At 70.0% G+C, this 20,785-nt stretch carries 17 protein-coding genes; 7 read left to right on the forward strand and 10 right to left on the reverse strand.

What is annotated here, in order from left to right:
• Positions 1–14: 14 nt before the first annotated feature.
• Complete coding sequence (locus tag NR798_RS38280; RefSeq protein ID WP_375767510.1) at positions 15–1,826, reverse strand: ATP-binding protein; 1,812 nt, start codon at positions 1,824–1,826, stop codon at positions 15–17.
• Positions 1,827–1,936: 110 nt separating this feature from the next.
• On the opposite strand from NR798_RS38280, the gene deoD reads away from it, so the two are divergent.
• Positions 1,937–2,647, forward strand: coding sequence for a purine-nucleoside phosphorylase (deoD, locus tag NR798_RS38285; protein ID WP_375767511.1), 711 nt, complete (start codon positions 1,937–1,939; stop codon positions 2,645–2,647).
• Here deoD and NR798_RS38290 read toward each other — a convergent pair.
• Together NR798_RS38290 and NR798_RS38295 are read right to left on the reverse strand one after the other, a co-directional pair.
• Positions 2,641–4,101 (reverse strand): sugar transferase, encoded by a 1,461-nt coding sequence (locus tag NR798_RS38290; RefSeq protein ID WP_375767512.1) that lies wholly within the window; start codon positions 4,099–4,101, stop codon positions 2,641–2,643. The genes deoD and NR798_RS38290 overlap by 7 nt on opposite strands.
• Positions 4,102–4,214: 113 nt before the next feature.
• Positions 4,215–4,463, reverse strand: coding sequence for a hypothetical protein (locus NR798_RS38295; protein ID WP_375767513.1), 249 nt, complete (start codon positions 4,461–4,463; stop codon positions 4,215–4,217).
• Positions 4,464–4,725: 262 nt separating this feature from the next.
• On the opposite strand from NR798_RS38295, the gene NR798_RS38300 reads away from it, so the two are divergent.
• Positions 4,726–6,039, forward strand: a complete 1,314-nt coding sequence (locus tag NR798_RS38300) for an alpha/beta fold hydrolase family protein (protein WP_375767514.1) — start codon at positions 4,726–4,728, stop codon at positions 6,037–6,039.
• A gap of 54 nt (positions 6,040–6,093) precedes the next feature.
• Positions 6,094–6,888: a Uma2 family endonuclease gene (locus NR798_RS38305; protein ID WP_375773890.1), complete on the forward strand. Its 795-nt coding sequence runs from the start codon at positions 6,094–6,096 to the stop codon at positions 6,886–6,888.
• A 9-nt stretch (positions 6,889–6,897) separates the two neighbouring features.
• Here the strand turns inward: NR798_RS38305 and NR798_RS38310 are convergent, their stop codons facing one another.
• Positions 6,898–7,965: a potassium channel family protein gene (locus NR798_RS38310; RefSeq protein ID WP_375773891.1), complete on the reverse strand. Its 1,068-nt coding sequence runs from the start codon at positions 7,963–7,965 to the stop codon at positions 6,898–6,900.
• Positions 7,966–8,147: 182 nt separating this feature from the next.
• On the opposite strand from NR798_RS38310, the gene NR798_RS38315 reads away from it, so the two are divergent.
• On the forward strand, positions 8,148–9,332 hold the full coding sequence (locus NR798_RS38315; protein ID WP_375767515.1) for a glycosyltransferase: 1,185 nt from the start codon (positions 8,148–8,150) through the stop codon (positions 9,330–9,332).
• Between the two features lie 3 nt (positions 9,333–9,335).
• Here the strand turns inward: NR798_RS38315 and NR798_RS38320 are convergent, their stop codons facing one another.
• On the reverse strand, positions 9,336–11,615 hold the full coding sequence (locus tag NR798_RS38320; protein ID WP_375767516.1) for an Ig-like domain-containing protein: 2,280 nt from the start codon (positions 11,613–11,615) through the stop codon (positions 9,336–9,338).
• A 201-nt stretch (positions 11,616–11,816) separates the two neighbouring features.
• Between NR798_RS38320 and NR798_RS38325 the strand changes: the two genes are divergently transcribed.
• Entirely contained in the window at positions 11,817–12,506 is a 690-nt protein-coding gene (locus tag NR798_RS38325) for a hypothetical protein (protein WP_375767517.1), read from the forward strand.
• Between the two features lie 8 nt (positions 12,507–12,514).
• On the opposite strand, the gene NR798_RS38330 is transcribed toward NR798_RS38325, so the two are convergent.
• Positions 12,515–13,021 (reverse strand): superoxide dismutase family protein, encoded by a 507-nt coding sequence (locus NR798_RS38330; protein ID WP_375767518.1) that lies wholly within the window; start codon positions 13,019–13,021, stop codon positions 12,515–12,517.
• Positions 13,022–13,193: 172 nt separating this feature from the next.
• Between NR798_RS38330 and NR798_RS38335 the strand changes: the two genes are divergently transcribed.
• Positions 13,194–14,282, forward strand: coding sequence for a pectin acetylesterase-family hydrolase (locus tag NR798_RS38335; RefSeq protein ID WP_375767519.1), 1,089 nt, complete (start codon positions 13,194–13,196; stop codon positions 14,280–14,282).
• A 110-nt stretch (positions 14,283–14,392) separates the two neighbouring features.
• Here NR798_RS38335 and NR798_RS38340 read toward each other — a convergent pair whose 3' ends face one another.
• The 4 genes from NR798_RS38340 to NR798_RS38355 form a co-directional block, all read right to left on the reverse strand.
• The gene (locus NR798_RS38340; protein ID WP_375773892.1) at positions 14,393–15,604 is read right to left on the reverse strand and encodes a twin-arginine translocase subunit TatC; all 1,212 of its coding nucleotides are present in this window, start codon (positions 15,602–15,604) and stop codon (positions 14,393–14,395) included.
• A gap of 36 nt (positions 15,605–15,640) precedes the next feature.
• A complete protein-coding gene (tatB, locus tag NR798_RS38345; protein WP_375767520.1) occupies positions 15,641–16,123 on the reverse strand; it encodes a Sec-independent protein translocase protein TatB in 483 nt (160 codons plus the stop codon).
• A gap of 129 nt (positions 16,124–16,252) precedes the next feature.
• Positions 16,253–17,518 carry an MFS transporter gene (locus NR798_RS38350; RefSeq protein ID WP_375767521.1) on the reverse strand — a complete coding sequence of 422 codons (1,266 nt, stop codon included), beginning with the start codon at positions 17,516–17,518 and terminating at the stop codon, positions 16,253–16,255.
• 29 nt (positions 17,519–17,547) lie between these two features.
• Entirely contained in the window at positions 17,548–19,476 is a 1,929-nt protein-coding gene (locus NR798_RS38355) for a methyl-accepting chemotaxis protein (protein ID WP_375773893.1), read from the reverse strand.
• Between the two features lie 260 nt (positions 19,477–19,736).
• On the opposite strand from NR798_RS38355, the gene NR798_RS38360 reads away from it, so the two are divergent.
• Entirely contained in the window at positions 19,737–20,768 is a 1,032-nt protein-coding gene (locus NR798_RS38360; RefSeq protein WP_375767522.1) for a histone deacetylase, read from the forward strand.
• The last annotated feature ends 17 nt before the right edge of the window (positions 20,769–20,785 follow it).

Genomic DNA, 20,785 nt, shown 5'->3' on the forward strand with positions numbered 1-20,785 from the left:
GGGGAGTCTATCCGTCATCCCCCCGGCGGCGCTCCCGCGGCGGCCGCACGCGGCAGGTGGACCGTGAACGTGGTCCCCTCCCCCTGCGCGGACCGCACCTCGATGGAGCCCCCGTGCGCCTCGACGATCTGCCGGCTGATGAAGAGCCCCAGGCCCAGGCTGCCCGGGGCACCTCCCCGCGTGCTCCGTCCCTTCTGGAAGGGCTCGAACAAGGTGGGCAGCACCTCGGCTGGAATGGGCGGACCCTCGTTGTGGATCTCCAGCAGCACTTCCACGTCGTCCCCCCGTGAGCGCACCTGGATGGGCGTGTCCGCGGGGCTGTGCTGCACGGCGTTGCCCACCAGGTTGGTGATGACCTGGGCCATGCGGTCCGCGTCCCACGCCCCGTGAGCCTCCTCCTCGGACTGGAAGTGGATGTGCCGCTCGGGGTGCGCGAGCTGGACCTCCTCCACCACGTGCCGCGCGAGCGCGTGGAAGTCCAGGGGCCCGCGCTCCACGGGAATCCCTCCCACGCGCGCCTGCGTGGAGTCGAGCAGATCGCGGATCAGCCGGATGGCCCGGTCCGCCGCCGAGGAGATGCGGCTCAGCCCCTTGGCCTGCCAGTCCTCGAGGCCCTCGCGCTTGAGCATCACGCGGGCGGACATGGAGATGGCCGAGATGGGGTTGCGCAAGTCATGGGACACCACGGCCACCAGGTCCTCACGGATGCGGGCGGCCTCCTGCGCCTGCCGCGCGAGCACCTCCAGGCGGGCCCGCTCCGCTTGCACCTCGCGCAGCAGCCGCTCGCGCTCCGCCGTGGACTCCTGGAGCGAGCGCGCCATCTTCGTGAAGGTCTCGGCGAACGTCTTCAGCTCCAGGGGGCCCTCGGCCGGCACCACGATGTCGAGGGTGCCCTCCTGGAGCGCCCGGGCGCTGTCGGTGAGGCGCGACACGGGGCGCGAGAAGTGGCGCGCGAAGACGAAGGAGAGCCCCACGGCGGCCGCCGCCAGGACGAGCGCGACCTCGGCCAGCCGGGCCCGCAGCGCGCGCACCGGGGCGAAGGCCTCGGCCTGCTCGATGTGGGCCATGATGCAGCCGCCGCCCATCTCCTCGATGAAACGGAAGCCGTGGATGACGTCGACGTCGCGGTAGTCCGGCGCCAGCACCTCCGCGTCCCGCCCGGACAGGCACTCGCGCATGGGCCGCGCGTCGATGGGATGGCTCTGGCTCTCCCCCGAGTGCCCCGGGTATCTCGGCTCCGTGATGAAGACCCCCTGGTTGTCCGCCAGGAACGTCTCCCCCGACTGGCCGAGCCCGTACTGCTCCCGGAAGAGCGGCTGCAGCTGCGCGGCGGCACCGAAGCGCAGGCCCAGCCTCATGTCTCCCCCCTCGACGAGCATGTCGTAGACGCGCTCCTGGCCCCGCTTGGGCTCCACGTGCGCCAGCTGGCCGGGAAGCATCGGGGCCAGGTCCGCCAGGGACTCCGCCTCCGGCCCCACCAGGACGGGCTTCAGCCCACGGACCGTCAGCCGGGCGTCCCGCACGCCCTCGGTGGCCACGAACCGGGAGAGCATGTCCTGGAGGCAGCGCACCCGTTCCGGTCCCATGCCCGGCGTGCACTCGGAGAGCGCGACCAGCAAGCCGCTGGCACGCTCATGCTGCCGGCTCAGCCTCATCACCAGCGCCTGCTCGCGCGCGTTCGCCACGATCCCCACCGCCCGGATGGCGTTCTCGCGTACGGCCTCGCTCGCCTTCCGGTAGGCCAGCCCACCAAGCACCGCCGTGGTCACCAGCACGGGGAGCACCATCAGCAGCAGGAGCTGGGAGCGGAAGGAGAGAGACCTCATGGGCTGCTGGAAAAAATGGGCATGAGGATTCCCGAGCATCCCCGGTTGGCCGCCCTGCGGCCAGCCATAACCTCTTCGCCTGGACGGCGGAGGGGCTATGCTCCCGCGCCATGCCTACCCCCCATATCTCCGCCGCGCCGGGAGACTTCGCCGACGTGGTGCTCATGCCCGGCGACCCGCTGCGCGCCCGCTACATCGCCCAGCGCTTCCTTCAGGACGCGCGCGAGGTCACCTCGGTCCGCAACATGTACGGCTTCACCGGCCAGAGCCGCGGCCGCAAGGTGTCCGTCATGGGCCATGGAATGGGAATCCCCTCCATCTCCATCTACGCCACCGAGCTCATCCGCGAGTACGGCGCCCGCGTCCTCATCCGCGTGGGCAGCTGCGGCGCCCTGCGCCAGGACGTGAAGCTGCGGGACGTCATCGTCGCGCTCGCCGCCGGCACCGACTCCAACGTCAACCGCATGCGCCTCAAGGGCCAGGACTTCCCCGCCGTGGCGGACTTCGCGCTCGCCCGCCAGGCCGTGGAGGCCGCCGAGAAGCGCAAGCTCGCCGTGCGCACCGGCTCCGTCTTCAGCTCGGACCTCTTCTACGCCCCGGGCGGCGAGAACTACGAGGTCCACGAGCGCATGGGCATGCTCGCCGTGGAGATGGAGGTGGCGGGCCTGTACGGCGTGGCCGCCGAGTTCAACGCCCGCGCCCTGGCGCTGCTCACCGTCTCGGACCACCTGCGCACCGGCGAGAAGCTCAGCGCCGAGGCCCGCCAGAGCTCGTTCGACGAGATGATCGAACTGGCCCTGGACGTGGCCGCCGCTCAGTAGGCGCCGGTCCGCCGCAGCACGGCCGGCAGCGTCCGCAGCAGGATTTCGAGGTCCAACCAGAGCGACCAGCGGTGGATGTACTCGCAGTCGAGCCGGACCACGTCCTCGAAATCCGTGATGGAGCTGCGGCCGCTGACCTGCCACAGGCCGGTGATGCCCGGCAGGGCCCCCAGCCGGCCGAAGTGGTGCTCGCGGTAGTTGACCAGGTCCGACTCGAAGAAGGGCCGCGGTCCCACCAGCGACATGTTGCCCCACAGCACGTTGAGCAGCTGGGGCAGCTCGTCCAGGCTCCACTTGCGCAGGAAGGCCCCCACCCGCGTGACGCGCGGATCATTGGGAATCTTGAACAGGCGCGCGTCGCCGCTGGTGTTGAGGTGGGCCAGCTTGGCCTTCTCCGCGTCGGCACCCACCCGCATGGTGCGGAACTTCATCATGCGGAAGGTGCGGCCGCCCTGCCCCACCCGCTCCTGGGCGAAGAAGACGGGCCCGCGCGAGTCGAGCTTGATGGCGATGGCGATGAGCGCCAGCAGCGGGGAGATGACGAGCAGCCCCAGGCCCGCGCCCAGGAGGTCCACGCCCCGTTTGATCCACATCTGCTGCGCGCGCAGCGAGGGGATGGTGAGCTCCATGAAGGAGAGCGAGCGGTAGGAGATGGGCGAGGGGCGCACCCAGCCGAGCCGGTCATAGCGGGACACGGCCAGCAGGCGGACGCCGGCGGACACCACTGCCTCCATCAGCGCCTTCATCTGCGCGTCGTCCACGAAGCCGCAGAGCACCACGGTGTCCACGGCGTTGTGCTGCAGCACGTTCCAGAGGTCATCCACGGAGCCGAGCACCTTGCCGGGGCCGTCGGCGGGCAGCTCGGGCACGGCGGGGGACACCCACCCCACCACCTCCAGCACGCCGAAGTGCTCCAGGCGCTCGCGCACCCGCTGGCAGGCGGGGTCGTCCGGAGAGCCCACCAACATCACCCGCTCGGCGGGGGAGTGAAAGGCGGGGATGCGGATGAGCCGGGCGATGAGCCGGTCGAGCACGAAGCGGTTCAACATGACGGTGGCGCCCAGGCCGCCCACCGCCGTGAAGTAGTGCACCACCACGGGGGTGATGCCGCGCAGCCACAGGTCGCGCCAGAGCACCAGGCCCACCGCGAGCATCACCCCGCTGACAACCCGCCGCAGCGAGCGCCAGTCATCTCCCGAGCGGTAGGCCCCGGCGATCAGCAGGCCCACCACGAGCGCACCGCCCATCTGCCATCCGCCCGCGGAGCCCAGCGGGGGCACGGCCCAGCGGGTAGCGGCATCGAGGGGCTCGAGCTTCTGGCTGGTCTGCACGAGGTTCAACGTGGTGCGGACCAGGAGGAAGGCGGCGATGTCGGCGACGATCAGCAGGAAGATGCGCGAGGTGGCCCGCAGGGCATGCATCAACAGCGTGCGGGAGGCACGGCGCTGCAGCACGACACGAGGAGGCACCAGCCAGAGCGGCTTGGCTGGGACTGGGACCGCGAGGAATCGGCCCGACGCGGAGGTCGTCCCGGGGGGAGGGACAGGCGAGGCAGGGGGGCTCACTCTCATATTTTGCCACTCGGCTCGCGGGCGAGTCCATGGTTGATCCGGAATAAAGACCCGACCTGCTGGGTTGGAGCGCCCTCGTGCTCGCCTGGCTGCTTCATGCCGGGCGGCATATTCCGCCATGCGGCGCCAGGCCGGACCGCACCCCATACCTGGCAGATCTGGTGAACGCCTCCGTCATAACGGATGTCTTGTTCAACGGATGTCTTGACAAGATAGCGGACGGGGTCCATGTTGCCGTTCGTCATGACCTTCGCGCCCTCCGCCAGTCGTCGAATGTGGATGCCGAGTGGTGGGCCGCTGCCCGCCGCCGGTTGACCGACGTTCGTCGACCCGTGGCGAGGAAGAGCGGAGCCCACCATCCCGCGAGGGTCGGTGGGCTCTGTCGTGTCTGGCCTCCGGTGCCTCGTGGCTTTTCAGCCCCAACGAGGAGCACCCCGAATGTCCCCGTCGCCGTGTGTCTTCGACCTCCCACTGCCCGACCTGCCGCTCGAAGCAGGAGCGCGGGTCATGTCCCACGTGTCACGAGGCTGGTGGTGGGGGCCGGAGCAGGACCTGCCCTGGCTGCGTTCACGGGCCCACGTGCTCCCGCCGGAGGCCATGCGCGACAACACCCTGCGCGTCGTGCGCCGCACGAAGGAGGAGCTGCGCCAGCTCGCCGGGTCCCCGCGCCGAGAGCCCCCCGTGAGCCCGGACGCCACGGTGCCCACGGTGCTGCTGGTCCACGCGCTGACGGGAGACATGCGCGCCGGAGGCGAGGGCGGATGGTGGGAGCCGGTCATCGGTCCTGGCCGGGCGCTGGATCCGCAGCGGGTGCGGCTGCTGTGCTTCAACAACCTGGGCTCCTGTTACGGGAGCTCGGGGCCGGCGGATGAGGGCTTCCCCCAGCGCGTGGACGATCGCCATTTCGAGCCGCCCGCGCCGCTGCCCAGGGGAGACCTGCGGCTGAACGAGCACCTGCTGCCGGCCACTGTCACGCCGTGGGACCAGGCACGGGCCATCCTCCAGGCACTGGACGCACTGGGCCTCGAGCGGATCTCCCTGGTGGCGGGGGGCTCGCTGGGAGGGATGATCGTCCTGTGCCTGGCGGTGCTGGCACCGGAGCGCTTCGAGCGCATCTGCCCCATCGCCGCGGCGGAGGAGGCGAGCCCGTGGGTGGTGGGCTGGAACCACGTGGCGAGACAGGCGCTGCTGCTGGACCCGGAGTACCCCGAGACGCCCGCGCGAGGCCTGGAGCTGGCGCGGCAGCTCGCGATGCTCACCTACCGGGCGGAGCCGGGCCTGCAATCGCGCCACGGGCGGAACCAGCCGCGTCCGGGAGAGGTGGAAGCACCGGGCTGGTCCTCGCGAGCGCTCTACCCCATCCAAAGCTACCTGGAGTACCAGGGCGCGAAGCTGCGGGCGCGCTTCGACGCGCGGACGTACCTGGCGCTGCTGGGAGCGATGGACCACCACGACCTCGCGCGCGCGCCCGAGGGCGGCACGGGTGGAGCGTGGGGCGTGGCCCGCATCCGCGCGAGCGCCCTGTGCGTGGGCATCGACAACGACCAGCTCTTCTACCCCGAGCACATGGAGCGGCTGACGGAGCGCCTGCGTGCACTCGGGCGCCACGCGGAGTACGCCGGGCTCTCCAGCGCCCACGGACACGACGGCTTCCTCATCGAGTGGGGGCCGCTCGAGGGGCTGCTGCGGCGCGCGCTCGCCCTGCCCGGCACGTCCACGGCCAGGGACTCCCGCTCCACGCCAGAAACGGCGGAGGAGGTGTGCCCGGCCTCCCTGCACTCGGCGGCGTACGCATTGTCCACTCGGCCCGCTCCTTGCTGAGAAGTAGCGCGGGGGAGGTTGACCGGAGAGGTCACCCGTCGCAGGCTTGAAGGCATGGGACGGCACACACAAGAGGGTGGGGACGCCTTCCCCCGGGCGCCCACACAAGAGGAGTGGGAGGCGATGGGGCCGGAGGAGCGGGAGCGGGTGGTGGCGTCACTGCCCGGAGAGGTGACGTGGGACGAGATGGCCATGCCGGAGGGCGACAAGCACCTCCGGGCGAAGGTGCGCACGCTGGACCTCCTCGAGGGCTACTTCAGCCACCAGCGGCGCAAGGTGTACATCGGTGCGGAGCTGCCCATCTACTACCCGGGCGAGCGCCGCTTCGCCCCGGACCTGCTGGTGGTGCTGGATGTGGAGACGCACGAGCGGGAGAAGTGGGTGGTGAGCCACGAGGGCAAGGGGCTGGACTGGGTGCTGGAAGTCCACGTGGGTGGCGACCGGAAGAAGGACGCCGAATACAACGTGGAGCGCTACGCGCGGTTGGGGATTCCCGAGTACTTCATCTACGACCGGGCCAAGGAGCGGCTGGAGGGATACCGGTTACCGGAGCCCGGGGCGAGACGGTACGAGCGGATGGAGACGAAGCAGGGCCGCTACACCTCGGAGGTGCTGGGGCTGGAGCTGGAGGTGGTGGGGGCGCAGTTGCGCTTGTGGTCGGGCAACGCACTGCTGCTCGAGTCGGGGGAGCTGGTGGCGCGGATGCGGGAGAAGCTGGAGGAGGTGCAGCAGCGGGTGGACGAGGAAGCACGGCGGCGCGAGGAGGAAGCACGGCGGCGCGAGGAGGCGGAGCGCCGCATCGCGGAGCTGACGGCCGAGTTGGAGCGCCTGCAGCACCGCGAGGAGTGAAGGCCGGGCTCAGCTCCCGACGTGATGGGCATACACGGGGGCTTCCGTCTCCATCGTGAAGGCGCGCAGCAGCTTGTAGTCCTTGTATTCGGCCTGGAGCGTCACCGCGTCCCCCGGCTCGATGCGCGTGTCACCGGAGGGGTGTAGCAACTCGTCACCCTTCCCTCCCCGGCGCATGGACAGCGTCAGCCCTCCGAAGCGGTCCCGCACATCGGAGATGGTCAACCCCGGCAGCCCCGCCCGCGCCTCGAAGACGGACACCACCATCAGGTGCGTGCCAATGCGGAACGAGTGGATGATGCGCGGATCCAACGCCGCCAGCGCCATGGCGGGGGCCGCCAGCGACGAGCTGCTCAGCGCCTCGGCCTTGAAGGTGTCACGCACCTTGGCCACCAGGTCGTCGTCGAAGAGCCGGATGACCACGCGGATGTCCGGGTTCATCCTGCGTGCGTCCAGTGCGATGTTCAGGTTGGCCAGGTCATCGTCCGTGGCGCAGACGATGGCCGCCGCCTTCTTCACGTTGGTGCGGGGCAGGCACTGCGGGCTGCGGATGTCGTCAATGAGCAGCGGCACCTGCTCGTCGCGCAGCACCGCCACGAAGGCCGCCTCCTCGCGCTTCTCCACCACCACCACGTCCTTGCCCAGCGAGCGCAGCTGCACCACCACCCGGTACCCCACGCGCCCCGCGCCGCACACCACCACGTGCCCCTTGAACGTCTCGGAGATCACCTCGAACCACTCCTTGTCCTGCCGGTGCCTGGCGAAGAAGAGATAGGCGAAGCGCACCACTCCATCGACCAGCACCGCGATGCCCACCGGCGGGATGACCATGTCGAGGAACATCAACAGGCTGTCATCCACGTCCAGCGACGGCTGCCCGTAGAGCAGGAAGTAGACGTGGCGCAGCGCCTTGCCCAGCGTCACCGCGTGCCCGTCCGGCCCCACATGGCGCCAGCGGTACACCAGCGGCATGCAGCCGAAGAGCAACACCGCCATGAGGACCGTCGTGCGGAAGCGACGCAGCAGCGCACGGAGGTACAGCAGATTCATCGCCAGGCGGCGGCGGAGAGTCACCATCGGCTGCTTGCGTACCACGGCCGTGACACCTCGGCCACCCACGGGGCGCGAGACACGATGTCAGGCCCCGCCGCCCCCGCCTGGACTCCCTGACACGCGAGTGCCCGGGTGGCGACCGTGCCCCGAGGAGACCGCCACGGCACGCGCCTTGAAGACACGGGGCCCTGGAGAGGGAAACGGACATGAGCATCCTGGTGGGAGCCTTCGCGGTGCTGGTGGGCCTGAGCTGTGCGTATTGGCTCCTGGGCTCCTGGGGCTTGGTGATGCTGGAGCGGGCCCTGCCGCGCCTAGGCGCACCCGGCCTCCCCGAACCGGCCCGGTGGCCCCGGGTGTCGCTCGTCATTCCCGCCTGCAACGAGGTGGACACCCTGGAGGCCGCCGTGGCCTCGCGGCTCGCGCAGGACTACCCGGAGCTGGAGGTGGTGCTCGTCGATGACCGCTCCAACGATGGGACGAGCGCCCTGGTGGACCGGCTCGCCGCCGCGGACGCGCGGGTGAAGGCCCTCCACATCACCCACCTGCCCGAGGGCTGGCTCGGCAAGCTGCACGCGCTCCACCGCGGCGCCGAGGCCGCCACCGGCGACTGGCTGCTGTTCACGGATGCGGACATCCACTTCGCCCCGGATACCGTGCGCCGCGCCATGGCCCTGTGCGCGGCCCGCTCCTGGGACTTCCTCACCGTGCTCTTCCGCCTGCGGCCCACGTCCTTCCTGCTCGACACGGCCGTCTCCACCACCATGCGGCTGATCGGCACCGCCGCACGGCTCCACCGCGTGGAAGACCCCACCTCCTCCGCCTCGATGGGCGCCGGAGTGTTCAACCTCGTGCGCCGCGACATGCTCGCGCGCACCCGAGGCTTCGAGTGGCTCAAGCTGGAGATCGCCGATGACGCCGCCTTCGGGCAGATGGTCAAACGCACCGGGGGCCGCTGTGGGGTGGCCCATGCGCTCGGCCACGTGAGCGTGGAGCTCTACTCCTCCCTGGGTGCCATGGCCCGGGGCTGCGAGAAGAGCGGCTTCGGGGTGATGGGGCGGTTCAGCAACACGCGCCTCGTGCTCTCGTGCCTGCTCTTCCTGCTCATCGAGACCGCTCCCCTGCTCGCGCTGGCGCCCGGGTGGCCCGCATGGCTGCGCATGCTGGGGCTGGCGGGTACGGGGATGGCGCTCGCCACGTGTGCCCTGGCCAGCCGCGTGCTGCAACGGCCCCTGGGGGCCACGCTCGCGTTCCCGGTGGGCACCCTGCTCTTCGTGGCCTTCCTGCTGCGCTCCGGCTGGCTCGGGTGGCGGCGCGGCGGCATCGTGTGGCGCGGCACCCTGTACCCCACGGAGTTGCTACGCACGGGGGTGCGCTTCGAGTCGCCGCTCTGAGCCTCACTCCACCCGCAGGTAGTCCACCCAGCCCGCGTCGCCACCGGCCGTGCCACTGGCGCTCTTGCGGTAGATGAGTTGCACGGAGTGGCTCCCCGCGGCCAGCCACCAGGACTGGGCCGCCCATGCCGTCTCGCCCGAGATGCTGTTCTTCTTCACGCCGTCGATCCACAGCTCCAGGTAGTCGGCGTACGGCTCCGAGCTCACCCGCCACATGAACTTGAGCGTCCGAGAGCCCTCGGCGGTGAACTCGAGCGTGCTCGTCTGGCCATGGCCCACCTGCCCGCTCCGGGCCGAGTCCTGGCCCGTGTAGTAGTACTTGTCGTCGCCGTACCAGTACGCGCCGCCGCTCACGCGGAAGGACAGGCTGGTGTTGTCCAGGCCGTTGTTGAGGGTGATGCCACTGCCCGGGTTGTCCACCATCACGGTGACGCGCGACTCGGAGGCGTTGCCGGCGGTGTCCCAGGCGCGGGCCACCAGCGTCTGGTAGCCATTCTTCACCCACGGGTCCGTGGCCCAGGAGATGGACCAGGGCGCGCTCGTCCGGGTGTTGAGCAGGTAGTTGCCCGAGTCGCTGTAGAACTCCACCCGGGAGATGCCGCTCGCGTCGCTCGGGCTGGCGGAGAGGGTGACGTTGCCCTGGACGATGGAGCCGTCCGCCGGCACGGTGAGGGACACGGCGGGGGGCGTGGTGTCCGCGTTCTGCACGGCCACGGTGATGACCTTGCTGGCGACCAACGTGCCCGCCCGGTACGCCTCGGCCTTCAGCTCGTAGCGGCCATCCGCGACCCAGGGACTCGTGGCCCAGGAGGGCTCGAAGGGCGCGCTGACGTCGGTGGTGATGAGGTACCAGCTCGCCGTGGAGCCCGCCGTGCGGCTGTAGAGCTTGACGGTGTCGACGTCGTTGAGGGGATGCCCGCCCGCGGAGAGCTGCACCCCCACGGTGCCCGCCACCTGGGCCTCGTTCCTCGGGGAGGAGAAGTCCACCCAGTACGTCTGCGCGGTGGCGTTCTTCACCGTCACCGAGGTGAGAGCGGTGGCCACCACGCTGGTGCCCTGGAAGGCCTCGGCCTTCAACTCGTAGTCGCCGTCATTCACCCAGGGGTTGGTGGCCCAGGAGCTGGCGTAGGGCGACGTGGTGTCCGAGTTGAGGAGGTACCACGCATCCGAGGTGCCCGCGGTGCGGCTGTAGAAGCGCACGCCCTCCACGGTGGCGCCGCTCACGCCCGCCTGCAGCGAGACGTTGCCCGAGACGATGGCGCCGCTGGCGGGCGAGGTGAAGGACACCGCGGCGGCCCCGTTCTTCACCAGGACCCGGAGCGTCCCGGTGGCCGCGAGCACCGTGCCCTTCCACGCCTCGGCCTTGAGCTCGTACGCGCCATCGGCCACCCAGGGGTTGGTGGCCCAGGTGGCGCCGTAGGGCGCGGTGGTGTCCGAGGCGAGCGCGAACCACTCGGTGGTGCCATCCCGGCGGCTGTAGAGCTTCACGGTGTCCACGGCCCCGCCGCCCACCGAGGCGTTGAAGGCCACGCTCCCGGACACGGTGGCGCCCGGGGAAGGCGCGTCGATGGAGACCCAGACATCCTCCACCGCGCCCGTCACCGGCGAGTACTTGTAGAGATTGGAGGTGGCCGAGTACGTGCTGCCCGGTGACAGGTAGTTGTTGAGGTAGGAGACCGTCTTGGTGACGTAGGAGGCGTAGGGGTTGTAGCCAGCGGTTTGAATCCCCTGCACCCAGCGGTTGACGGCCGTGGTGACGGCCACCCCGTTGCGGATGTCCGAGACGTAGCGCTCGGTGACGGGCTTGTAGCGCGCGAGCGTGGCCAGCTTCATCCCAATGAAGTGCACCGCCTCGCGCCGGTTGGCGAAGCTGACGTACTTGTTGTTCGGATCCCACGAGGGCTGGCACGCCAGCACGTAGGAGGGCCGCCCCCCGGCCGCCTCCGAGCTCGTCCACTTCCACCCGTACAGGTTGTTGGCGTAGAGCCCGATACGGGTGAAGCCATAACCCGACTCATTGGCGGCCATGGCCAGCAGCGCGGCCGCGGGCGAGCCCCAGCGCGCCTCCGCCTCCTGGGCGTAGACCTTGAGCTCCTCGATGAACGCCGTCTTCTCCGCCGACGTGGGATGGCCGGGCTGGGGCGCGTAGCAGTCCCACTGCGCCCGGGCCGTCCCGCTGCCCGCGAGGCCCGCCAACAGGACCCATCCCAACACCCATCGAGAGACTGGAGTGGCCATCCGTTGCAGCGACATCCCCACCTCCTGGAGCTTCATCCGAGACATGTCTCAGGATACCACGGAATACATGAAATACCCGTTCATGAAGAGGAGTCAGGTTGCGGCCATCAGTTTCCCAGCCTTGTCCCGAGCGGCGCCTGACACCCGTGTCGTGCTCCAACGGGGTGCCGCGCCGGGCGCCTGGAGGGAAGAGAGGTTGGCCCTCGAATTGCGATGGGCGGGCTCCACCTTCTCAGGAGAAAGCCCATGTCCCGCTTCGCCGCCCTTACCCTGGCTGTCCTCTCCATCGCTGGCGCGGCCGAGGCCCAGGACATCCCGGTGGAGTCCGCTGCCGGGAAGGGCGAACGTCTCCTCTGGCTCGAGCCGCTGGGCACCTCGCTGGGCCTGCTGTACACGGCTTCGCCCTCGGCGCGGGACGCGGATGAACGCATCTATATGCTTTCGGGTGGCTACGCCCATCCCCTGGATGCGCGCCGCTCGCTGGCCACCGAGTTGCTCGTGGTCCACAACGTGGGGGGCTGCCGGGACGTGACGGGCAAGTGCTACGGGACCACCCTGGTGCGAACCTCGGTGGGTCTGGCCTACAGCTTCGGAGGAAGCCCCGGGCGCGGTTTCCTCCTCCAGCCGCGGCTCATCCTCGGCTACTACCGCCAACACCCGGGCCGCGCGGATCCGGACGTGTTCGGCCAGCCCCTGGAGACCCGCGGCTCCCACGGCTTCAGCCTGCAGGCGGGACTCGACGTGGGGTACCAGTGGCGGTTCGGACCCGTCTACCTCTCCATCGTGGGCGGGCTGGCCGCGGGAGTGAGCACCGGAATCGAGGACATTCCCCCCTTCCTCAGCGTCGACGGGAATTACACGGGGACGGGTGAGCCCAGGCCAGCCCTGGCGCTGGGCCTCAACCTCCACCTGCTCCGCGTGGGCTTCACCTTCTGAGCCGTCTCCTACTCGTCCCGCGCGAGGACACCGCAGGCGACCCGCGCACCCGAGTTCCCCGACGGATCCGTCACCTGGTCATCCGGGCTGGCGTGGATGACGAGTGCGGTGCCGTCCGCGTCGAAGATGGAGAGCGGGCCCTCGTCGAGCGTCACCCGGTTCGTCGTGGCCTTGTAGGAGGCCTTGCCGCTCGCGTCCGCCTCCAGGTTGGGCAGGTCCCCGGCATGCGCGCCGGTGGGCGACTCCAACCCGTGCTGCTTGTCCATCGGGTTGAAGTGGCCGCCCGCGCTGGTGAAGCCCGGCGTCTCGCACAGTCCCACCTGGTGGAAGTGGATGCCGTGCTTGCCCGGTTCGAGTCCGGTGGCCTCGACCTGGAGCTCCACCGAGTCTCCCCGCTCCACCAGCGTCACCGTGCCCACCTTCTGGCCGCTCGTGTTCATCAGTTCCGCCGTCGCACGCGACTGGCCACACCCCGCCAGCGCCAGTCCGCCTGCCACCCAGAGCATCTTCCGCATGTCCGTTCCTCCCGTGTCTACCGCCAGGCCCGGCAGCTTCGGGCACCGGCGCCGGGATGGGGCGGGGCACACGGGGCGTCTGTGGCGCCGCGCACACAGGTAGCGGCCGGGCTGTCCGCCGCCGGACCTTCCTCTATCCTCCTGCCTCTCCTGCAACACACGAGGACGAACGATGCAGCGCACGAACATGAGCCGAGAGCTGTTGGCAGTACTCGCCGCGGTGATGGTGGTGGGCACGGGATGCGACAAGGAGCCCGTGGAGCCGCCCGTGGAAACACCCACCGAGCCGCCCATCTCCACCCCGCAGCACACGTGGAGCTGGGTCGACTTCTCCAACTCCACCTGCGACGAGGGCACTCCCACGGGACTCGGCGCCAACCTCGGCGACAGCAAGAACCTGCTCATCTTCTTCAACGGTGGCGGGGCCTGCTGGGACGCCGTCACCTGCCTGCAACTCAACACCTCCGCGCACGGGCCCTTCACCCAGACCCAGTTCGACGCGTTGACCTCGAGGCTCAGCACGGGCTCCATCTTCGACCGGCAGCTCGCCAACAACCCGTTCAAGGACTGGAACTACTTCTTCATCCCGTACTGCACCGGGGACCTGCACATCGGCAACGCGGACGCCGTCTACACCGCCGGCTCCACCACCAAGACGATCCACCACAAGGGCCGGATGAACACCGAGGCCTTCCTCGCCCGCATCGCCTCCACGTTCCCCAACCCCGAGCAGGTCGTCGTCACCGGCTCCAGCGCTGGCGGCTTCGGCGCGGCGCTCAACTACGACTTCGTCCGCTCCACCTTCCCCAACGCCAAAGTCGTCCTCATCGATGACTCCGGGCCCCTGTTCAAGAGCAGCGCCATGTCCGCGAGCCTCCGCGCCTCCTGGGCCAAGGCCTGGAACTACGACGCCGTCATGGACGCCCTCGACCCCGCCGTGAAGGACGATTACGCGGCGCTCTACCCGGCGCTCGCCAGGAAGTACCCCGAGGACCGCATGGCGCTCCTGTCCTCGGCGCAGGATCAGACCATCCGCACCTACCTGCAGCTCTCCGCCACCGCCTTCGAGGCCGCGCTGAGGGATCTCGACACCACGGTGCTCGCGCCGCTACCGCACACCCGCTCCTTCATCACCGCCGGCCAGGCCCACACCATGCTGCTCAACCCAGGGGCCCAGAGCTCGCAGGGCGTGGTGCTCCTGGACTGGCTCAACCAGATGCAGAGCGCGAGTGATGCGGACTGGAGATCCGTGAGTCCGTAGCACGGGTCTCCCAGACCCTCTGGCTCAACCCGGGAGCCTCGATACCCTCACCCCGACCCTCTCCCGAGGGGAGAGGGGAAGTGGGCGGGGAATGGGGCTCTCGGCTGGGCTCAGGCTCCCGGCGTCGGGGTGATGCTCGTCTCGGCTTCCTGCTTCGAGCGCCGACGCTCGATGAGCCACACCGCCAGCACGCCCAGCTCGTAGCAGAGCAGCATCGGACCGGCCATCAGCGACAGGTTCACCACGTCACCCGTGGGCGTGAGGACCGCCGCCGCGATGAGGCACACCACGAACGCGTGCCGCTGGTACTTCATCAGCCAGCCCGCCTTCACGATGCCCACCAGGCCCAGCAGCGCCATCACCAGCGGCAACTCGAAGATGATTCCGAAGGACAGGAGCAGCAGCAGCACCAGCGAGAGCTGCTCGTTCATCGTCAGCATCGGCTTCGTCCACGCCGCCGCCACGTGCCGCGCCTTGCCCAGCGCCAGCTCCTTCTCCAACCGCCACAGCCCCGACAGCTCCTCGGCACGCGTGGGCGCCACTCCGGCCAGCAGGCTCGCCGCCTCGTCCATGGCCTTCGCCGACGCCCCGTAGTCTTCCTTCGCGTACGCCTCCACCGCCTCCGCCCGCTTCTCCACCGTCTGCCGCAGCACGTTGCGCGCCGGCACCCCGAAGCCGTCCGCCGCCGCGTCCAGCAGCCGCCCCAGCCCGTCCAGCCGCGCCTCCAGCTCCACGCTCTCCGAGGGCGCCCGCGTGGCCTCCGGCATCTGCCCCATGCCGTCCGCCTTCAGCGCCGTGCTCGCCTCCTTCGCCAGCACCCCCGCCCGCTCCGCGTCACCGATGCGCAGGAAGCGCAGCGCGTCGTCCGCCCTCAGCCGCCCCACGTCCAGCCGCTGGGAGATGGCCAGGCCCTCCTCGTCGTTGAGGAGGAACTTGAACATCGAGGGCAGCACCGCGAAGTAGCAGAACAGCGCTCCGGCCAGGAACGCCGTCGAGCCCAGGAACACGAAGGGCCCCGCGTACCGGCGCTCGTCCGGGTAGAGCCCCGGCGATACGAAGCCCCAGATCTGCAGCAGGATGACGGGCGTCGTCAGGAAGATGCCGCAGTAGACGCCCACCTTCATCAGGACGTTCAGCTCCTCGATGCCCGAGGTGTAGACGAGCGCCCGGCCCTCGGGCGGCAGCGCGTCCAGCACCGGCTTCATCAAGACGCCGAAGATGGGCTTGGCGAACACCAGCGCCGCGCAGCCCAGCACCAGCACCGCGATCGTGCACTTGAGAAGGCGGGAGCGGAGCTCCGTCAGGTGCTCCGCCAGACTCATCCGAAGGTCGTTGTCCACGGGCGCGAATCTCGAGGGCTAGCCGCTCTTGGGGGCGTTGCGCGCCACGGTGCCGGGGACGGGCTCCAGACGCGGGAGGGCGTCGGGCTCCGCGGGCCCGGCAGCGGACGGCTCGGCGGTGGGAGAAGAGGTGGCGGTGGCCTGGGCCACGGCCTCGGCGGCCTCCGGAGCGGCGGCGGTGGCTAGGGCTTCCGGCGCGGCGGCGGTGGCCAGGACTTCCGGCGCGGCGGCCGGCATCACGGGCACGGGGGCGGCCGGCACCGGCGAGGGCAGCGCCGCCGGGGTGGGCGGGTGCACCTGGGGGCGGGGCTCGTCGATGAACTCCTGGTCCATCTTGTAGAACTCGCGCTCCACCACGGTGCGGACCTCATCGGTCTGCCGGCGGAACTCGCGCACGAACTTGCCGATGGACCGCGCGAACTCGGGCAGCTTCTGCGGCCCGAGGACGAGCAGCGCCACCACCACGATGAGGATGAGTTCGCCTGCGCCGACGTTGAACATGAGCGGATGGCTCCAGGGGGAACCGCCCCGGGGTTATCGCGCCCCGAGCGGCGGGGTGCAACCCTGGACCACCGGGCCCTGTCCGCCTGCCTCCCCATCCCCCGGGCCCCTCACGGGGCAGATTGCCCCTCAGGAGCGGGGGGCCCCTGCCCCGGTGGCCACGGGTACGGCGGCGAGCGGGGTGGCGGCCACCCGGTCGCGTGCCAGCACCCGGCGCTCCACCAGGAAGAACATGACGGGCGCCATGAGGGTGAAGGCCATGGACACCAGCACCACCCGGTTCATCCCCCCGAGCTGCCCGCCGGGCAGGTCCGTCAGCAGCTGCGAGGACAGGAAGGCCCCGGCAGCGGCGCCCAGGTGCTGCACGGCCGACTGGAAGGACATGAAGCGCGCCCGGATGGCCTGCTCCGGCACCCGCGAGGTGAGCGTGCTGTAGGCCACGTTGCGCACCCCGTTGGACAGGAAGAAGCACGCGAAGACGGCCACCAGGGGCACCCCGGCCGGCAGGTGGATGAAGGAGATGTAGAGCGTGCCGATGAAGAGCACCGAGCCCACCGTGCCCACCCGGAACGAGCCCAGCGCGTCCACCGCCTTGCCCGCCACCCGCAGCGTCACGAAGCTCACCAGCCCGCCCACGAAGTAGATGAGCTCCAGCTCATCGCGCGGGTAGCCCAGGTTGTGCTGCACGTAGCCGGAGATGTTGGGGATGATGATGAAGCCGGCCACGTTGAGCAGCGACGTCATCGCGTAGGACAGCAGCACGTCCGTCCGGGTGAACAGCTGCCGCACGCTCACCACGGGGCCCTTCTGGCGCTCCAGGTGTCCGCGCATCGGCGGCAGGAAGAAGATGGCCGCGGCCACCAGCAGCAGCCCCAGGCCCGCCACCGCGAAGAAGGGCATGCGCCAGCCCGCCCAGCCCGCCAGCTTCAGCGCCAGGGGGATGCCCAGCACGGACGCCACCGAGAAGGCTCCCATCACCGCCCCCATGGCCCGCCCGCGCCGCTCCGCCGGGATGAGGTCCGCGATGATGGACATGGCCAGCGACGTGGCCGGGCCGCCGAACAGGCCCGCCATCGCCCGCGCCACCAACAGCGAGGTCAGCCCCGTGGCGAAGCCTCCCGCCGCCGTGGCCACCACCAGCCCCAGCATGGCCACCGCCAGCGCCTTGCGCCGGTCGAAGCGGTCCAGGAAGTAGCTGCCCGCCACGCCCGCCACGCACCCGGCCGCCGTGTACGCCGCGCCAATGGTGCCGATGTGGCTGGTGGCGATGCCCAGCCCCGCCGCGAAGTCCGGGCCCAGCGGCATCACCATCACGAAGTCCAGGATGTTGACGAACTGGACCGCGCCAATCAGGAAGACGACCGCACGCTCTGAGACGGCTCGGGGCGACGACATGGGGCCCCTCCACTAAACGCGGGGTGGGGCTACACCTTGAAGCGCCGGATCTCGGCGCGAAGTACTTCGGACTGCCGCTGGAGGCTGTCGATGGCCTCCTCCAGCCCCTTCACCGAGCGCGTCTGGTGCTCGGACACACCCTTGATGGCCTCCACCGCCTTGAGCACCTGCTCGCTGCCCTTGGTCTGCTCCTTCTGGGCGCGGTTGAGGTGGGTGACCATCTCGTTGATGTTCTCGATGGAGCGGGTGATCTGCTTGCTGCCGTGCGCCTGCTCCTGGCTGCTGCGCTGCACGTGCGCCGTGATGGCCTTCATCCGCTCGGCGCTGTTCATGATCTGCTCGCCGCCCTTGGCCTGCTCGTTGGAGGCCTTGGAGATCATCTGCACCGTCTCGGAGATGCGGTGGATGGCCTGCGTCACCTGCTTGCTGCCGCGCGCCTGCTCCACCGTGGCCCGGGCAATGGCCTTCACCATCTGCGTGGACTTCTGCGCGCTGTCGTTGATTTTACGCAGGGTGCCCTCGGCCTCGCGGCCCAGCTGCACGCCCTCCTCTACGTTGCGCACGCCCTGGTTCATCACCTGCACCGCGTTGCGGCTCTCCTCCTGCACGCGGCTGATGAGGTCGGCGATCTCCTTGGTGGACGCGCCCGTGCGCTCGGCCAGGTCCTTGATCTCATCGGCCACCACGGCGAAGCCCTTGCCGTGCTCGCCCGACTGCGCGGCGATGATGGCGGCGTTGAGCGCCAGCAGGTTGGTCTGCTCGGCCACATCGTCGATGACGTTGAGGATGTTGCCAATCTCCGAGATGCGCCGGCCCAGGCTGTCGATGACGCCCGAGGCGCCGAGGCTGGACTCCTTGATGCGGTCCATGCCCTGCATCGTCTTGCGCAGCGCGTCCACGCCCGTCTTGGCGTCCTCGGACACCTGCTCGGACAGGCGCGCCGTCTCGTTCGCGTTGGCCTCCACCTGGCCGATGGAGCTGTCCATCTGGCTGATGGACGAGGACGTCTCCTGGGTGGAGTCGCGCAGCTCGTCGATGTTCTTGGCGACCTCCTTGATGGAGAACGTCATCTCCTCGATGGCGCTGGTGGTCTCCTCCACGCTGGCGGCCATGGCCTGGACGTTCTCGGCCACCTCGTCGTTGGTGGCGGCCATCTCCATGATGGAGGAGCTGCTCTCCTCGGCGCTCTGGTAGAGCACCTCCACGTTCTCCGCGATGCCGCGCAAGCTGGCCAGCATCTGCTCCATGGACGAGGACGTCTCCTCCACGCGCCCCTGGATGGTGGAGGCGCCCGAGGACACCGTGGTGCCCGCGCGCGAGAGCTGGTCGATGACGCCGGAGACCACCTCGGACACGCCGCGCACCTGGCCCAGCGTCTTGCGCAGCGACTGGCCGATGCTGTCGAGCGCCTCGGCCAGCTGGCCCAGCTCGCCGCCGCCCGTGGCGTCCACCGCCACCCGGCTGGTGAGATCGCCCTCGGCCATCTTGCGCGCCACCGCCATCATCCGATCCAACGGCCGGAAGATGAGCCGGTGCGTGACGACGTAGATGAGGCCCACCACCACGCCCAGGCCGATGATGAAGGCGCCCGCCAGCAGCCAAGTGAGCTCACTGAGGATGCCGCGCAGGGGCGCGAAGTCCACCACCACGACGATCTGGCACGCCCCGGTCCCACACTGCGGTCCCTGCGCCGACTGGGACAGGAGCCGATCCCCGCTGGGCAGCTCGAAGGACGCCGCGGCCCCCGCCCGGGACAGCTGGCCGAGCAGGTCGGTGAAGCGCTCGGGTTGCGCGCCGCCCTCCAGCAGGATGCTGCCGTTGCTGGTGACGATGGCGGCGTACGTGAAGTCCTTGTCCGCCTCGGACAGCCCGCCGATGGCTCGCATGGCGAACGTGTCCGCATCCGGCCGCGTGAGGATGCTCGCGAGCTCCCGGGCCTTGGCATGTCCATGCTCCATGAGCCTGGACTCGAGGTAGTTCGAGACCTTCCAGGAGATGGAGAAGTGGAGGGCCCCGAGGATGATGATCAGGGCCAGCGTGAAGAGTCCGAAGAGGGAGACCCGGAGACCGAATTTTGGCAGGCGTCGGAGCAAGGCCTCGGGACTGTAGGAAGGTTGACCCTCGAAGGGCAAGAAACCGTCGGTCCCCCCCCTGGAGAGAGAGGGAGCAGGCACCCGAAGCGCGTCCGCTCCATACTGGAGGGGTGGGAGCCCGCGCCATGACCCAGACGCTGCTGCTGACCGACCCCCTCTTCCTCCGTCACGACCCGGGTCCCGAGCACCCCGAGTGTCCCGAGCGCCTCTCCCGCATCCTGGATCTGCTCAACATGGAGCCCATCTCAGGGAGCGAGCGGCGGGCCCCCCGCCCGGCCACCGAGGAGGAGCTCGCCGCGGTGCACACCCAGCGGCTGCGCGACTACCTGCGGGGGCTGCGCGGCCGGCACGAGGTGATCGACCCGGACACGTTGACGTCGCCGGACACGTATGACGCGGCGGTGCTGGCGGCGGGAGCGTCGGTGCAGGCGGTGGAGGAGGTGCTGGCGGGGCGGGCGCACAACGCCTTCGCGCTGGTGCGGCCCCCGGGGCACCACGCCGAGCCGGACCGGTCCATGGGATTCTGCCTCTTCAACAACGTGGCCATCGCCGCCGAGGCCGCGCGCCGTCAGGGGGCCGAGCGGGTGCTCATCTTCGACTGGGACGTGCACCACGGCAACGGCACGCAGGCGGCCTTCTGGACGCGGCGGGACGTGCTGTACATGTCGGTGCACCAGTATCCCTATTACCCGGACACGGGCGCGCCCTTCGAGGTGGGCGAGGGCCCCGGGGCCGGCTACACCATCAACTGCGGATTGCCGGAGGGCGCGACGGACGCGGACTACGGGGCGCTCTACCAGGACCTCTTCCTGCCGGTGGCGCAGGCCTACAAGCCGGACCTGGTGCTGGTATCGGCGGGCTTCGACGCGCACCGCGATGACCCGCTGGCCGGCATGCGGCTCACCGAGCGCGGCTTTGCGGCCATGTGCACGGCGCTCCGGGACGTAGCGGAGAGCGCGTGCCAGGGGCGGCTGGCGCTGATGCTGGAGGGCGGCTATTCGCTGGAGGGCCTCTCGCAGTCGGTGCACGCTTGCGTGGAGGTGATGGCGGGAGAGACGAAGGACAGCTTCCCGAAAGGGGTCTCGAGGGAAGCGGCGGCGGCGCTCCAGCGCAGCCGTGAGGCGCTCAAGCCCTATTGGTCCGTGCTGGGCCGGTGAGGTGTGCCAGAGTGGAG

It is taken from the genome of Archangium gephyra (assembly GCF_042230915.1).
GTDB lineage: Bacteria > Myxococcota > Myxococcia > Myxococcales > Myxococcaceae > Archangium > Archangium gephyra_B.

What these genes read in the sequence shown, in the direction of transcription:
- NR798_RS38300 (WP_375767514.1), top strand. Translation starts at nt 4,726, where the DNA reads ATGTCCCACGTGTCACGAGGCTGGTGGTGGGGGCCGGAGCAGGACCTG.
- NR798_RS38305 (WP_375773890.1), top strand. Translation starts at nt 6,094, where the DNA reads ATGGGACGGCACACACAAGAGGGTGGGGACGCCTTCCCCCGGGCGCCC.
- NR798_RS38325 (WP_375767517.1), top strand. Translation starts at nt 11,817, where the DNA reads ATGTCCCGCTTCGCCGCCCTTACCCTGGCTGTCCTCTCCATCGCTGGC.
- deoD (WP_375767511.1), top strand. Translation starts at nt 1,937, where the DNA reads ATGCCTACCCCCCATATCTCCGCCGCGCCGGGAGACTTCGCCGACGTG.
- NR798_RS38280 (WP_375767510.1), bottom strand. Translation starts at nt 1,826, where the DNA reads ATGAGGTCTCTCTCCTTCCGCTCCCAGCTCCTGCTGCTGATGGTGCTC.
- NR798_RS38360 (WP_375767522.1), top strand. Translation starts at nt 19,737, where the DNA reads ATGACCCAGACGCTGCTGCTGACCGACCCCCTCTTCCTCCGTCACGAC.
- NR798_RS38335 (WP_375767519.1), top strand. Translation starts at nt 13,194, where the DNA reads ATGCAGCGCACGAACATGAGCCGAGAGCTGTTGGCAGTACTCGCCGCG.
- NR798_RS38330 (WP_375767518.1), bottom strand. Translation starts at nt 13,021, where the DNA reads ATGCGGAAGATGCTCTGGGTGGCAGGCGGACTGGCGCTGGCGGGGTGT.
- NR798_RS38340 (WP_375773892.1), bottom strand. Translation starts at nt 15,604, where the DNA reads ATGAGTCTGGCGGAGCACCTGACGGAGCTCCGCTCCCGCCTTCTCAAG.
- NR798_RS38355 (WP_375773893.1), bottom strand. Translation starts at nt 19,476, where the DNA reads ATGGAGCATGGACATGCCAAGGCCCGGGAGCTCGCGAGCATCCTCACG.
- NR798_RS38350 (WP_375767521.1), bottom strand. Translation starts at nt 17,518, where the DNA reads ATGTCGTCGCCCCGAGCCGTCTCAGAGCGTGCGGTCGTCTTCCTGATT.
- NR798_RS38315 (WP_375767515.1), top strand. Translation starts at nt 8,148, where the DNA reads ATGAGCATCCTGGTGGGAGCCTTCGCGGTGCTGGTGGGCCTGAGCTGT.
- NR798_RS38320 (WP_375767516.1), bottom strand. Translation starts at nt 11,615, where the DNA reads ATGTCTCGGATGAAGCTCCAGGAGGTGGGGATGTCGCTGCAACGGATG.
- tatB (WP_375767520.1), bottom strand. Translation starts at nt 16,123, where the DNA reads ATGTTCAACGTCGGCGCAGGCGAACTCATCCTCATCGTGGTGGTGGCG.
- NR798_RS38295 (WP_375767513.1), bottom strand. Translation starts at nt 4,463, where the DNA reads ATGACGAACGGCAACATGGACCCCGTCCGCTATCTTGTCAAGACATCC.
- NR798_RS38310 (WP_375773891.1), bottom strand. Translation starts at nt 7,965, where the DNA reads ATGGTGACTCTCCGCCGCCGCCTGGCGATGAATCTGCTGTACCTCCGT.